At 45.1% G+C, this 15,070-nt stretch carries 10 protein-coding genes; 5 read left to right on the plus strand and 5 right to left on the minus strand.

The annotated features are described in order from the left end of the window. Nucleotides 1-29: 29 nt before the first annotated feature. Complete coding sequence (locus ACRD7A_RS00575) at nt 30-563, plus strand: nitroreductase family protein (protein ID WP_430809390.1); 534 nt, start codon at nt 30-32, stop codon at nt 561-563. Between the two features lie 132 nt (nt 564-695). On the opposite strand, the gene ACRD7A_RS00580 is transcribed toward ACRD7A_RS00575, so the two are convergent. Continuing rightward, nucleotides 696-1,661 (minus strand): DUF6588 family protein, encoded by a 966-nt coding sequence (locus ACRD7A_RS00580; RefSeq protein ID WP_430809391.1) that lies wholly within the window; start codon nt 1,659-1,661, stop codon nt 696-698. A gap of 157 nt (nt 1,662-1,818) precedes the next feature. Here ACRD7A_RS00580 and ACRD7A_RS00585 point away from each other — a divergent pair, with 157 nt between their 5' ends. Both ACRD7A_RS00585 and ACRD7A_RS00590 read left to right on the plus strand, forming a co-directional pair. Beyond that, nucleotides 1,819-3,861, plus strand: coding sequence for a M3 family metallopeptidase (locus ACRD7A_RS00585; protein WP_430809392.1), 2,043 nt, complete (start codon nt 1,819-1,821; stop codon nt 3,859-3,861). A 297-nt stretch (nt 3,862-4,158) separates the two neighbouring features. Continuing rightward, nucleotides 4,159-5,196 carry an acyltransferase family protein gene (locus ACRD7A_RS00590; protein ID WP_430809393.1) on the plus strand — a complete coding sequence of 346 codons (1,038 nt, stop codon included), beginning with the start codon at nt 4,159-4,161 and terminating at the stop codon, nt 5,194-5,196. Between the two features lie 7 nt (nt 5,197-5,203). Here ACRD7A_RS00590 and ACRD7A_RS00595 read toward each other — a convergent pair whose 3' ends face one another. The 3 genes from ACRD7A_RS00595 to ACRD7A_RS00605 all read right to left on the minus strand — a co-directional run bounded on the left by ACRD7A_RS00595 (nt 5,204) and on the right by ACRD7A_RS00605 (nt 9,682). Continuing rightward, nucleotides 5,204-6,607 carry an adenylate/guanylate cyclase domain-containing protein gene (locus tag ACRD7A_RS00595; RefSeq protein WP_430809394.1) on the minus strand — a complete coding sequence of 468 codons (1,404 nt, stop codon included), beginning with the start codon at nt 6,605-6,607 and terminating at the stop codon, nt 5,204-5,206. 206 nt (nt 6,608-6,813) lie between these two features. Next, entirely contained in the window at nt 6,814-7,743 is a 930-nt protein-coding gene (gene miaA / locus ACRD7A_RS00600; RefSeq protein WP_430809395.1) for a tRNA (adenosine(37)-N6)-dimethylallyltransferase MiaA, read from the minus strand. A gap of 31 nt (nt 7,744-7,774) precedes the next feature. Further along, nucleotides 7,775-9,682 (minus strand): RecQ family ATP-dependent DNA helicase, encoded by a 1,908-nt coding sequence (locus tag ACRD7A_RS00605; RefSeq protein WP_430809396.1) that lies wholly within the window; start codon nt 9,680-9,682, stop codon nt 7,775-7,777. A 275-nt stretch (nt 9,683-9,957) separates the two neighbouring features. Between ACRD7A_RS00605 and guaB the strand changes: the two genes are divergently transcribed. Then, on the plus strand, nt 9,958-11,427 hold the full coding sequence (gene guaB / locus ACRD7A_RS00610) for an IMP dehydrogenase (protein WP_430809397.1): 1,470 nt from the start codon (nt 9,958-9,960) through the stop codon (nt 11,425-11,427). A gap of 223 nt (nt 11,428-11,650) precedes the next feature. On the opposite strand, the gene ACRD7A_RS00615 is transcribed toward guaB, so the two are convergent. After that, nucleotides 11,651-14,209, minus strand: coding sequence for a M1 family metallopeptidase (locus ACRD7A_RS00615; protein WP_430809398.1), 2,559 nt, complete (start codon nt 14,207-14,209; stop codon nt 11,651-11,653). Between the two features lie 254 nt (nt 14,210-14,463). On the opposite strand from ACRD7A_RS00615, the gene ACRD7A_RS00620 reads away from it, so the two are divergent. After that, complete coding sequence (locus tag ACRD7A_RS00620) at nt 14,464-15,048, plus strand: DUF4136 domain-containing protein (protein WP_430809399.1); 585 nt, start codon at nt 14,464-14,466, stop codon at nt 15,046-15,048. Nucleotides 15,049-15,070 lie beyond the last annotated feature (22 nt).

Raw genomic sequence — 15,070 nt, forward strand, 5'->3', positions numbered from 1 at the left:
AAGTAAGCAATCCAACAAAACTCTCTGTTATGCATTTTAACCAACTTCTTCGTGAGCGTAGCTCAGTGCGCGAGTATAAGTCGCTGAAAGTATCTAAAGCCCTGCTTGTTGAGGTGCTGGAGGCTGGTCGTATGGCTCCCTCGGCTGCCAATAGACAGCCCTGGCGTTTTATTCTGGTTTCGGAGGACGATAATCTGCAACCCTTAAAGGCGGCTTATGATCGGGAGTGGTTTAAAAAAGTTCCACAGGTCATTGTGGTTTGTGGCGATCACGAAGAGTCGTGGAAGCGTAAAATAGACGATAAGGATCACTGTGATGTGGATGCGGCCATAGCAGTGGATCATATTACCTTACGCGCAGCAGAGTTGGGCTTGGGTACTTGCTGGGTATGTCACTTCGATCCTAAGATTGTGCGTGATGTACTGAATTTGCCCACCCATATAGAACCCATTGCCTTATTGCCCATTGGGTATCCTTTGCGCGATGAAGTGCCGGAGAAGAAGCGCAAGCCTTTTTCTGAGATTGTGTTTGATCAAACTTATGGTAAACCCCTTTTGAAGTAAATTTTTTTGATAATTCGCTACTCTCTCTGCTGAGACAAAAGATAATAAGCAAGCCCGCAAGTTTAGCATTTCTTAAACTTGCGGGCTTGCTTATTTTTTTGTTTCGTTGATAACGAGGTAAATTTTACGTGTCTAACGGAAGTTAATGCCTAAGCCGGCGGTAATTACGTCATAGTCGCCAATGCTGTAATCACCATGCAGTGATATGATGCCCAGGCGAATGCGCATGCCGGCATTAAAGTCAAAGCCATCAGTTTTATATTCCAAAGCAATGGGAGTGTCGATATCTTCATAGCCATTGAAAGCTCCTTTGAGGTCGAAGTTACTGGTGGTGGTTCCATAGCCCAGCCCTGTGTAGAAAGACACCACGGGAATATTCACACCCACAAGTAAACGCGTGGTAAAAGCACCGGCCTGTGTTTTCAGATTACCCTGTCCAATGCCTGCCTCTGATACTTTTAACTTGGCATCAAAATCGGTATAGGCCGCCAGTATAGAGGTATGTAAAAACGGAACGCGTTTCACAAAGGGGATGTAATCTTTTATGGAGTGCTTGAGACCAATGCCCCAAAGTCCGGCATTGCCATAATCACCAAAGCTGGTTTTGGGCATAAAGCGTCCCATTATCTCGGTGTGAAAGGGCAGGCCAATAGCCGCCTGTACCATGGGGCTGATGAATATGTCTGCATCGGCACCTTCCATACTTAATATAGTATTTCTTTGCGGATCACCCTGTAGGTAAAAATCCATGCTTTGCCTGTCGCTGCCTGCCATGGTGGGAGCCATGCCTGTTTGCTTGGGGGCTACCGTTGACAGGGGAAGCGCATTTGGATCAAAGCTTTTCTTGCTGCCCGGTGCCTTGGTGTAACTGGCCGATACGGTAATGTCAAAGCCTCCCAGTTTGTGTACTTTGGCAGAGTTGTACCAGCCACTGTTGAGGTTAACGCCCAGCATCTCGCCATAGGGAAGTAGGTAGGCCTCTGACAGTACATTGGCATCGGCCTGACCGGCTTTCAGAAAATCAATGATTTGTCCTTGTCCGAAGATAGGGGAGCTCGCGATGAGTGCAAGCCCGAGAAGTAGTTTAACTTTTTTCATTTCAATATGTATAGGTTGTTATTATACGATAATGGCCCCGATGCGAGGCGTCAGCGCTTGTTTAACGAACGTTATTGAAAAAGGTTTGTTTATAGGATGTGAATTTTCCTGTTTATGATGCTTACCTTTGTAGCAATTTTAAAAAGATAGTTTGACAATGATATCTAATATTTTAAGTAAGAAGTTTGATACACCCTATCAGACACCCCCTTTCGAACGGATTAATGAAGCAAGCTACCTACCTGCTTTCAAAGAGTTAATAAAAAGTGCAAAAGCCGAGATTCAGCAGATTGTTGATGATACGGCTCATCCCGATTTCTATAATACCATAGTGGCGCTTGAAAAGGCGGGACGTCAATTGGGTGTAGTCAGCCATATTTTCTTTAATCTAAACCATGCTGAAACCAATGAGCAGATACAGACCATTGCCCGTGAGGTATCGCCTCTGCTCACAGATTATTCCAATGATATATGGCTCAATGCCGATTTATTTCGCAAAGTAAAGGAGGTATATGAATACCAGAGCCGGCGTGAGCTGTCCAGCGAGCAGGAGCGATTGCTAGAGGAAACCTACAAGGGCTTTGTTCGTCGTGGTGCCTTGCTCGAAGGAGCAGCACGTGATCGTTACCGTGCCATAACCACAGAGCTGTCAAAGCTGACGCTTCAGTTTGGTGAAAATCTACTGGCCGAGACCAATGCCTTTCAGTTGCATGTTACCCGCCAGGAGGAGCTGGCAGGCCTGCCCGAAGGAGTATTGGATGCTGCCGCTGAACTGGCCCGTCAGCAGGGTAAGGAAGGATGGATTTTCACACTACAGTTTCCCAGCTATATGCCTTTTATGAAGTATGCCCTTAACCGGGATTTGCGCAAGCAAATGTTTATGGCCTATTCCAAGCGAGGAAATAATAACAATCAGCACGACAACAAGGAGCTCATCAAGAAGATTGTTAGCCTGCGTGTGGAGAAAGCCAGGCTATTAGGTTATGCCACCCATGCGCATTTTGTGCTGGAAGAAAATATGGCTTTACATCCCGATAAGGTCAATGGCTTTTTGCAGGAATTGCTGGATGCTTCCATTGATGCCGCACGGGAAGATGTGAAGGCCGTGGAGGACTATGCCCGCACGCGGGGATTGGATGGAAAGCTGGAGCGCTGGGATTATGCTCTTTACAGCGAGCAGCTGAAAGCGGAGCGCTACGGATTGGATGACGAGGCCACGCGTCCGTATTTTCAGCTTGAGAAGGTAGAGCAGGGTGTGTTGGGATTAGCCACACGACTTTACGGACTCACCTTTAAGGAAAATAAGCAAATCTCAAAGTATCACCATGAGGTGAAGACCTATGAAGTGTATGATGCTGATGGTACTTTCCTTAGTGTTTTTTACGTGGATTATCATCCGCGTACAAGCAAGCAGGGAGGTGCATGGATGACCAGCTTCAGGGAGCAATACCGTGATAATAACGGCGATGTGCGCCCGCATGTTTCTATCGTTTGTAACTTTACCCGTCCCACGGAGAATAAGCCTTCTTTGTTGACCTTTAATGAGGTACAGACCTTTTTGCACGAGTTTGGCCATGCCCTGCACGGTATGTTAAGCAAGGTGAGCTATGAGAGTATGTCCGGAACCAATGTGTACCGCGATTTTGTGGAGCTCCCCTCGCAGATTATGGAAAACTGGGCCACTCAGAAGGAATGGTTGAAGGATGTGGGCGTCCACTATAAAACAGGCGAGCTGATTCCGGATGAACTGATTCAAAAAATTATCGATAGCGAAAACTATCAGAGTGGTTATGCCATGGTGCGGCAGCTGAGCTTTGGCCTTAATGATATGGCCTGGCACTCGCTGGATGCAGCTTTTGAGGGCGATGTGATTGCTTTTGAGCGGGCGGCTATGGCGGCTACCGAGCTTTTTCCACTGGTTGAGGGAACGGCTTTTTCCACCGGCTTTGCCCATATTTTTGATGGTGGTTATGCTGCCGGGTATTATGGCTATAAATGGGCCGAGGTGCTCGATGCCGATGCTTTTGAGGCCTTTAAGGAAAAGGGTATTTTTGATAAAGAGACGGCAATACGTTTTCGGAAGGAGATACTGGAGAAAGGTGGTACTGCGCATCCTATGACTCTGTATAAGAATTTTAAGGGGCACGAGCCATCAGTTGAGCCCTTGCTAAAGCGCAGCGGACTGTTGAAGGAGGCGTAAGTTAATTAATGAGGTGAGTTGTATAAAAGTAGACTGATTTGTAGCTTGTTAATATTGTAAATGCAGCCTATGTTAATCAATCAACTTTTAGATAAGAAACACTAATAATGCCAAGTTAATAAGGTTCGATAGAGCCTGTTAGCTTGGTATTTTTGGTAAAGTTTTCTGAGAGATGACATTAAGTAGGTTGTGATTTTTATTTTACAGTATTGTATTCTTGCAGTATAATTATTGTAATTGTTATCTTAGCGCTTTCATTATTGTTTGTTAGGAACTTTCGCTATTAAAAGTCATCTTATGAAGAGACTGCATTATATTGATACTCTTAAGATAGTAGCTATTTTCATGGTTGTTTTTCAACACAATGATCTTAATTCAGCCATAAGATTTTACTTTCAATCATTTTCCGTATTACTTTTTTTTGTGGCTTCAGGGTTTGTGAGTAGCCCTAAAAGTCATTTGCCTTTTATGGATGTTCTTAAGAAATATATCAGACATTTGATGGCTCCATATTTTCTGATTAGCATAGTCCTTTATTTATTTTGGTTTTTCGTAGGGCGTTATTATGGTAATAAGGCTATTTTAAAAAGTGATCCGTTGGATAATTTCATAGGAGTATTTTATGCTCAGGGAGGGTCTGAATATATGCAATGGGGTATTCCTATGTGGTTTCTTCCAACTCTTTTCGTTGTTGTAATGCTTGATTATTTTGTTTCTAAGTTAAGATTACCCTTTCAAATATTGGCCACTTTGGTCTTTCCTGTTATTGGTATGGGTGCTTTTCAAGTGTTGGGTTATCATCTTCCATGGAGTATTGATATTGCCCTGGTTGTTTATTTGTTTTACTTTACGGGGAGGATATTTAAAAGGATTGATTTGGCAGAAGCAATTAAAGGGTGGGAACTTCCGATTTTCACACTATGTTTTGCAGTTCACTTGTACACGTCTCAGTTAAACGAAATCGTTGGTGTGCACAATGGTCAATATGGAAAATTCCTTGTTCTTATGTATTTCAATGCAATATTAGCATTTATATGGCTTTTTGCCTTGTTAAAAGTCGTGCCGAGTTGGAAACCATTAACTTGGTTGGGTTGCAATACATTGCCGATTTTAGCATTTCATTTGCTGGCAATGACAATGATAAAAGGGGTGGCTCTTTTTGTCTTCCAACATGAAGTTATTTTTACTCCTATTAACGCTGCTTTTTATGCTGTTTTGCAGATTTTTTTGTTGGTACCAGTTATTTTATTTTTAAATAAATATCTGCCTTTTTTTGTTGGTCAAGCTCAAAAAAAAGAACCCGTGTCGGATTCTTTAAGCGCGACGTCCTGGTGATGCATTATTATTTTTCATCCACCTGTAGCAGGCTCTCAAGGCGTTCTATTTGGCTTTGTTTATTTACTTCCCTTAGGCTGCGTGCTGTTTCGGTGTGGTACTGGTGACCTCTGATAAAGTTTAGTTGTAGTTGATTCCATTCGTCAAAAGTGCCAATCATGTTGCGCTCTTTCAGTTCCTGAAATAAGGTGTTGGAAACCGGGATAAAATCACTGCGCCCCAGGTAGTCAAGGTCTGAATCGCAGATCACTTGCTCCAGCTTATCCTTGGGCTCTGGCGGAAATTTAGTGCTCAGAATTAAACGGCACACCGTGTCAATCTGATCCTGCGGATAGTGATAGTTACCCAAAATATCACGGGCAATATTGGCGCCATGCATCTCATGCTCCTTGTAGTCGATGGTGTGTCCACTGTCGTGAAAAAGGGCGGCCAGTTTGAGTAGGAGAATCTCTTCTTCTTCCAACCCTTCGGCCCAACCAATCAGCTCCACCTCAGTTACTACATCAATGGTGTGTTTGATATTGTGGTAATAGAGGTCTTCGGGGAGTTTCTGTTCCAGTATATCCAGTAAATCTTCCTGAATATCCATAAACTGAATCAGACTGTACTTTGTATGAAAATTACGATTAGGCAGTAGTCCCTTGCCTTCAAGCGATAACTTGGGTAATATTCCCTTCACGGTGAACATATCGAGGAAACCCTTGTACTTTGCTGGCATTTTGCCGTTTTCTGACACGCTAAAAAACTCCTTAATAAGTTCATAGGTCATTACCGATATATTGATATCACCACCATTACAGGCCATGCCCATTCGTGAGGCAATATTTACACTCTCGCCGGTGAGTGTGTAGGGCGAATTTTTCTTACCGGTTATCTCACCCAGCACCGGACCTGTGTGAATGCCGATGCTCAGTTGCCAGAAGGGCTCGGTGTCGCCATTGATTATACAGCGTTTGGCAGCCGTTTGCATTTCCAGCGCTGCATTTGCCACGTCGATGGGATTGGTGCGGTTTTCTTCAAGAATACCGCCGGCAAACAGGAAAGTATCGCCGATGGTTTTTACTTTCAGCACGCCATATTTTTTGGCAATATCGTCAAAGGTAAGGTAAAGCTCATCCAGGGCATCAATGAGTTTCTGAGCATGGGGGTTGCCATTGATGCGGTCGAAACCTTTCACGGTGGCATATAAAACAGATACCATTTTAAAACGTTTAACACGCTTTTTCGATGGCATCTTCAGGCGTTCTTCAATTTCTTCGTAGGAATATTCTGACAATAGGTTCAGGTATTTTTCGTTCTGCTTCTGAATAATTTCGTAGCGGCCAACAAGTCCCTGTAGCTGATCGTTTAGTTCCTTGTTGCGATTGGCTAGTTTGGTAATTCTCAGAATATAATCTTCAATGCTTTCCATTGCTTGGGAATTTATATTGAGCCTTAAAATAATGCATTGCATACACATATAAAAAATAGCGGAGGCAGATTAAGTTAAGGCCTTTGGGTAAAATGTCTATCCGATAGTACGTTAGTAGGGCAAAAAATATTGCTTTTATTTACGATAGGCGTCAAATAATGGATAAACGTCCTGATCGAGAGCATGAATTACAAATGTAATACTACCTATGGTTTTAGAAGCGATGTTACGCGTTCTATGCGTTGATCCATTGGCTCAAAGGCATCTACCCAATGTATGGTGAAACCGCGACGTTCCATACCCCTGAACCAGGTCATTTGTCGTTTGGCAAACTGATGGATGGCCACATTCAGCTTATCAAACATTTGTTTATAGCTAAGTTCGCCCATTACATGCTGGGTAAGGAACTTATACTCCAGGCCGTAATAAATGAGGTCGACGGGGGCAATGCCCTTATCCAGCAGCTGCTTTACTTCGTCAATCATACCTTCTTGGAGTCGCTTTTTCAGGCGAGCCGTTATTTTACGACGTCTGGCCTCGCGGTCAATGTTCACCCCAATGATTAAGGGATTTATCTCGGGTAGCTTCACCTCAAGCTCCGGGTTGTTCTTGTAATATTCTTCTATTTCGATGGCGCGTATGGCGCGTTTGACCGTATCGGTATCGGTTTGGTTGTGCAGGGTTTTATATTCGGACAGCAGGGCACTCAGTGTTTTTAGGTCTTTGCCCTGTAGCTCATCGCGCAGCTTTTGGTTGACCGGTACATTTATCAGTTTATACTGTTTCAGTACCGACTCAATGTACATACCCGTGCCACCACACATAATTGGCCAGTGTTTATTGGCCTGCACCTGTTCAAAGGCTTTAAAGAAGTCGGCCTGATATTCAAATACATTGTACTTATAGCCGGCATCTACGATGTCAATCAGATGATGGGGAATGGTGTATCCCTCAATGGTGTAGTCTTCAATGTCCTTACCGGTACCCAGATCCATACCGCGGTACAGTTGTCGCGAGTCGGCACTGATGATTTCGCCCTTGAGCGCCCGTGCCAGGTGAGCCGCAAAAGTGGTTTTGCCCGAGGCAGTAGGGCCCAGGATGACAATGAGGTTATAGGGTGAGTCGTACTGTTCCATCTGATGTTCTTTCAAAACTTTAATAAATTGTTTAGTTATTGCGTATTTGTAGCCGTCCTTCTTCGTTTTCAAATACCCGCTCGTATTCTTCCAGCCAGCGCAGCACCTTTGTGAGCTTAGCCTGCGGAATATTGGTGGTCATCAGTAAACGATCAAAATCCATTGCTTCCTTACTGAGTGTCTTCAGTAGCGTTTGCTCAATTTTCTCGAAGTCTGGCACGGTAAGATCGGTCTTTTTTATGCTCTGACACACATCGCACAGTCCACAGTTCTCGCCGCCCTGCTGTCCGAAGTAACGCAGTAGCTGCTTACTGCGGCACAGGTGGTGCGTGGTGCCGTAATCAATCACACTCTGTATGCGTTTCTCGTATCTATCTTTACGATCCTGATAAACTTCATTGCGCAGCTCAATGTACTTGCTGTCTTCGCGTGCCGTGGTGTAGCTGATCAAGGGCGTTTTTTTCTGTGGTATGTATTTGATTACGCCCAGTCGGCTGAGCTTTACAAGGTATTGATATACGGTGTCGCGCGTGGTGGTCAGGCGCTTGGCCAACAGTTCCTCGTTAATGGCCACATACTCGGTAAATAAGCCGGTGTAGGAGCGAAGCAGAAGCTTGGTGAAATGGTCAAAATCCTCGTTGGCCACCTGAAATTTGTAAAGCTCTTCGCGTCGCATAATAAAGTGTACTTTAGCCGCCAACTGCAATTCTTCGGTGAACTCAATATAACCCGCACGTTGCAATATCTTCAGGCTGTTATATACCAACATCATATTCATGCGGTAGTTCTTACAGAACAGCTGTAGGTTAAAGTCATATACCATGCCAAATCCACTTCCCACCGCCAGCTGAAAGAAGTTGCCCAATGCCTCGTACACATTGCGTATTTTCTCTTTCTCGGGAAAGCTGACCGCTACACTGCGTTGGAGGCGCACCCGGTCGTTGTCGGACCATAGGAGCACGGCGTAGGCCTTCTTGCCATCGCGTCCGGCACGTCCGGCTTCCTGAAAGTAGGCTTCCAGCGAATCGGGTGCATCCATATGCACCACCAGGCGAACATCTGCTTTATCAATGCCCATGCCAAAGGCGTTGGTGGATACGATGATGCGCAGCTCGCCCTCGCTCCATCTTTTTTGGCGCTGATCCTTCACCTCCTGAGGCATGCCCGCATGATAGGAGCTTGCTGAAATGCCATGTTTAATCAGTAGCTCAGCATATTCTTTGGTTTTTTTACGACTTCGCACATATACAACGGCCGAACCCGGTACTTTGCTGATGATATTCAGCAGTTGTTGTTCTTTGTCTTCGGCAGGACGCACCACGTAAACAAGGTTATCTCGTTTAAAGCTCTTTTGAAAAACGTTTTTCTTTTTAAAGAGAAGACGTTCCTGTATGTCATCCACCACATCAGCCGTGGCCGTGGCGGTCAGTGCCAGTATGGGCGTGTCGGGTAGCAGAGGGCGTATATCGGCCACGGTAAGGTAGGAGGGGCGGAAGTCGTAACCCCATTGCGATATGCAGTGCGCTTCGTCAATGGCCAACAGGTTTACATTCATCTGCTGCACTTTCTCCTTAAAAAGGTCGGTGCCCAAACGCTCGGGTGACATGTACAGAAACTTAATGCCGCCATAGACACAGTTGTCAAAAATGATATTGATTTCATCGCGCGACAGACCCGAATGGACTGCAGCCGCCTTTACATCACGCTGTTTCAGGTTTTCCACCTGGTCTTTCATAAGGGCAATAAGGGGTGTAACAACAATGCACAGGCCTTCTTTGGCGAGCGCAGGCACCTGAAAAGTAAGGGATTTACCGCCTCCGGTGGGCATCAGTCCCAGGGTATCGTTGCCGGCAGCCACCGAGCGGATAATGTCCTCCTGTAAGGGACGAAAAGCTTCGTAGCCCCAGTATTGCTTTAATATATGATGAAAGATATCCATGCCTTGCAAAGGTAGTTTTATTTGAGATAAGAGCGAAGCGGGGAGAACGGGTTAACTGATGAATTGGTAAACTGATGAAATGGTGAATTGAGAAGTTACGAATTAACAGTTTACCGATTTTTCAAATAACCACTTCATCATTTTATTTGGTTTATTATCAGGTAGTGTGAGTTGACTATCAAAAAATAACTTTGTAATATTTAGCTGATAAAGTAGCTGTGATGTTTTTTTTACTACTTTTGCCAAAATTTTTAAACTTCAAAACTAAAGGTTCCATGTCATTTCTTGAGGATAAAATCGTATCGGAAGGTTTAACATTTGATGATGTTTTACTTATTCCTGCCTATTCACAGGTATTGCCACGCGATGTAAAATTAAACGGCCGTTTCTCTAAAAACATTGTACTAAACACACCTATTGTGTCAGCTGCAATGGACACGGTGACAGAGGCCAGCCTGGCCATGGCTATTGCACGCGAAGGTGGTATTGGTGTGATACACAAAAATATGCCTATCGCCGATCAGGCCAAGCAAGTAGAAACTGTTAAGCGTGCCGAGAACGGTATGATTTACGATCCTGTTACTATTTTGCAGGGAAGCACGGTGGGTCAGGCGCTTGATCTGATGAAGGAATATAAGATTGGTGGTATTCCGGTGGTTGATCAGTACGGCTATCTCGTGGGTATCGTTACCAATCGCGATCTACGTTTTGAGCCCGATATGAGTCGCTCAATTGATGAGGTGATGACTACTGAAAATCTGGTGTCAACCAATCAAACAACCAACCTTGAGAAGGCGGCCGCCATACTACAACAATATAAGATTGAGAAGCTGCCCGTTGTTGATGGAAACAACAAACTGGTAGGCTTGGTGACTTACAAGGATATTACCAAGGCCAAGGATAAGCCGAATGCCTGTAAAGATGAAAAAGGTCGTTTGCGTGTGGCTGCTGGAGTTGGCGTTACCGCAGATACTTTCGAGCGCATCGATGCCCTGGTAGCTGCCAATGTGGATGCCATTGTGATTGATACGGCTCACGGTCATAGCGTGGGTGTTTTGGAAACGTTGAAGAAAACAAAAGAGAAGTATCCGCAGCTGGAAGTAGTGGTAGGTAATATAGCCACAGCTCAAGCCGCCCTTGACCTGGTAAAAGCCGGTGCTGACGGCGTTAAGGTGGGTATTGGACCCGGTTCCATTTGTACTACGCGTGTGATTGCCGGTGTGGGCGTACCGCAGTTATCAGCCATTTACGATGTGTCGAAAGCCCTGGAGGGTACCGGTGTGCCCGTGATTGCTGATGGTGGTATTCGTTACTCGGGCGATATTGTGAAGGCCTTGGCTGCCGGTAGTCATGCTGTTATGCTGGGTGGTTTATTTGCCGGTGTGGATGAGTCACCGGGTGATACTATTATATACAACGGGCGTAAGTTTAAGGCTTATCGTGGTATGGGTTCTGTGGAGGCCATGCAGCAAGGTTCTAAAGACCGTTACTTCCAGGATGTGGAGGATGATATTAAGAAGTTGGTGCCTGAAGGTATCTCAGCTAGAGTTCCTTACAAAGGTACTTTGTATGAGGTAATCTATCAGCTCATCGGTGGTTTGCGTGCCGGTATGGGTTATTGTGGTGCTGCCGACTTAGATGCTTTGCACAGGGCGCAGTTTACCAAAATATCCAATGCAGGGGTTAGTGAGAGTCACCCTCACGATGTGACCATTACCCGTGAAGCACCTAACTATTCGAGATAATCTAGTAATCGTTTAATTGATAAGATAAAACGAAAGGGTTCAAAAATAAAATTTCACGCTAAGAGCGCTAAGAATTTCGCAAAGGACGCAAAATATAGAATATTATTATTCATAGTTTTGTGTCCTTTGCGTTTTTTTTGTTTTGCGCACTTTGCGTGAACCAGTAATGTTTTTGAACAACCGCAATTTGTTTTTTTAAGTCTTGTATTCAGACTTTTCCACCTCACTTCCGGTATTTGTCCTTAATCAGATAGGCGCGCTGTGTCATGTCTATATTTTGCAAAATCTTCAGTTTAAGATGCTCGGGGTAGTCCGGATGATTATCTAAAAACTGCCTGGCTACCAAATACGCTGCTTCTGATGAATGTCCGCCAAAACTGTTCCTCAGCCAGCCAATGGGGAAGAAGATGTCTCCTTTACGCTGTATCTCCTCCAGTAGCTCAAGGGTGCGTGGTAGGTAAGCGATGGAATGTGCGGTGCGCAGCGGATGGTGTAGGTTGGCAAGGGCGTTTTGTACCCATGCCTCTTTTGTGCGGTTTTCGTGCAGGCTGAGAGAGCGGAAGAAAGCATCGCGCTCACTTGACTTGTCTGACAGAGAAGGTAGTAAAAAGCGTAGTTTTTCTCTGTTGTGGCGGTTCTTTAGCTGTCCTAGTGTGGTTTGCTGCAAGCTGTCAGCTTCCGGATGGTTGCGCAGGCACAGTTGGGTGAGTAAGCGCATTTTATCATTCTCACTCAGAGGCATTCCTTCAAGTTCGGTCTCACCAAGCAGTAATTGGGTAAGCTTCTGCTCGCTTTTCTTACTTAGGTAGATATGGCTCCAAAGCCTGAGTAGTATTTTTTTGTTGGCCACCGTTTCCTCCTTTCCAATGCGATTGATTAAGGCATCTTCCAGCGCAGCCACTATGGTTTTTCGCTCTGCTGACGGTATGAAGTGCCAGAAAGTGCTTTGCAGCTGACTAGCGTATTGGTTTAGCAATAAACTATTCTGTTCCTCACTTATTCTATGGCTCAAGTATTTTATAAAAGCCCGGGGATTGATGCTGCTATCCAGGAAGTTTTCGTTTAGGTTAATGGCAAGGCGGCCACGTAGTAATTCATTTGTTGGTGTGTGGGTTTCGTCTAACCAATAGTTAATTTGTGGTTGGGTTAGGCGCACTAGTCCGTAGCCTTTGTCATCAGCCAAAAAAAGGCTGTTCAGACGATCCGGTTCAGCATCGATGGTAATATTAGCATCGTACATCTGATAGCGATAATGCTGATGGTCCTGCATCAGGTTAATCTCCTGAGGCCAATAGGTGTCCGCCGCTGCCAGATGTTCATGCTCGGCCACCTGTTTCAGCTTCCAGCTTTTGTCTTGTTCCGAGGGTTCAAAAAACAGCACAGGACGACCAGCTTCATTCACCCAGGCCCGGCTCCATACGTTCAGGTCTGTCTCGGTGTATTTATCAATGCAGCTGATTAAATCGTTCCACGACGCATTGCCAAAGGTATTCTTAGCCACGTATTCGCGGATGCCCCTTTGTAGATTTTCCTCACCCGCCATATTTTCCAGCTGCTTCATTACGATGGGCGCTTTGTGGTAGATGATTTTTCCATACACAGTACCTGCATTCTTCAGGTTGTCAAGATGCTGACTAATGGCATTGGCACCTGCTGTGCGATCGATGCTGTAGGCCGCGGGGAAATGAGCCATCAAAAAGCGCAGTTGGTGGTTGATGTCGGGAAACCAGGGACGAGTAATTTTATCGGCCATAAAATTGGCAAATACCTCCTTGAGCCATACTTCGTTGAACCAGGGCATGGTTACCAGGTCGCCAAACCATAGGTGAGCCGTTTCGTGCGCTATTAGGTTGGCGCGCGCCAGCTCCTCGTCTCTGCTGGGCGTGGCATCCAAGAAAAGTTTCTCAGAACGAAAATAGGTAGCTCCCGGATGCTCCATGCCACCAAATTGAAAGGAGGGGATGGCCACCAGGTTATGGGTGTCGAAGGGATATTCGTAGGCGGTGTATTCCTCCAGCCAATCGAGGGAAGCGGTTGTTTGTCGGAATATTTCATCGATGTTTCGTTGGTATCTAAGCGTGTCATCAAGCATGTGATACAGGCCAATGGTTTTATCTTTCCACTGAATAGAGTCGTAGTGATAGCGGCCTGCCGTAAAAGCCCACAGATAGGTGCTGATGGGTTGCGACGGGGCAAAAGTAAGCTGTGTGCGTCCCTCCGTTCCTTGCCGGGTCAGGGCTTTGCCATTGGCTATTCCGATCCAGCCTTCGGGCAAGTCCATGCTGACAGCAAAGCGGCCTTTTATATTGGGTTGATCGAAGCAGGGAATGGCAGTGCGGGCTCGGTCGGGAACAAATAATGCGTAAAAATAGTCGTTGTTGCGGTTTAGTGGACCATCGCCTAATAGAAAAGTGATAGCTATGGAGTTGCTGCCCTCTTGCAGTTGATTCTTACTGAGTTTAATGTGTTCATTAATGATGGCGGGCTGTGGCAGGGTGTCATTATTAATGATGAGCTGCTGTAGCTGTTCGTTATCGGCTTTAAAATCCAGATAAATATCCTGATTATCTGCCAGGTTAAATTGTATCAGCGCCTGTCCCTTAATGGGGGCATCGGCCCGTTCCGGCACGCTAATGGAAAGGTGATAGTGCAGCTCACTGATAAGTCTCGCACGACGCTGAGCCAGCTGCCTGCTCACCCCTTCCCCGGGCATGGGCTGCTCCGGTAATGAGCATGATAATAATATAAAGAGTGATAAAAGGAAAAGAGCCGTTTTTCTCATTTGTATCTATTTTTTGGAACTCCCAAATAAATTTGATCATCTTTCGGTGTGCAATTTGGATGTTCAAACTTATAGGGGTGTTTGGGTAATTATGAATTTTGAAAGCTAAAAGTAATGAATCGGTGTTAATTATGGCTTTTTAGTGATAAATATCATCGGTCGCCGGTGGTGTGTTCAAACTTTTTTAGCTTCAGTTTGTCATGATTGAAACATAATTCCTTACTTTCACAGATTAACGATAAAAACATACGAAGATGAAACAAATGCTGACCCTTGCTTTTTGTTTGTTACTTGTCGCAGGCTGCACAGGTATTAAAACCACCGTGGACTATGATGAAACAGTGGATTTCAGTACCTTTACTACCTACGTCTTTTACGGGTGGGATGCAAGAACGACCGATGCGCTGAATGATTTTGATCGCAGGCGCATAGAAGCTTCCTTTGAGGAGGAATTTGCAAAACGGGGACTTAAGCGCCTGGATAAGGGGCAAGGTGCCGATTTAGTCGTGAGTCTGTTTTTAATTAACGAAGAGCGTACGCAAAAAACAGCTACTACTACCCATCGTCCTTCCATGAATATGTATATGGGCTTCGGAGGTTACTATGGTTACGGGCCAGGTTGGGCCTATGGTCCAGGTTTTGGCGGTTATAGTACTACTCAAATTCAGGAGATGAACTACCAGGTGGGCACCCTGGTGTGCTCGGTTTACGACGCACAAAAAAAGCAATTGATATGGGAGAGTGCTGCGAGTAAGACCATTGACGATAATCCTCAAATCAGAAAGAAAAGCATTCCGTATGTGGTTAGATCCATAGTACGGAAATACCCTAAAAAATAATAACTGACAAACTACAAATCTA

It is taken from the genome of Carboxylicivirga longa (genome assembly GCF_050589825.1).
Classification (GTDB): Bacteria; Bacteroidota; Bacteroidia; order Bacteroidales; family Marinilabiliaceae; genus Carboxylicivirga; species Carboxylicivirga longa.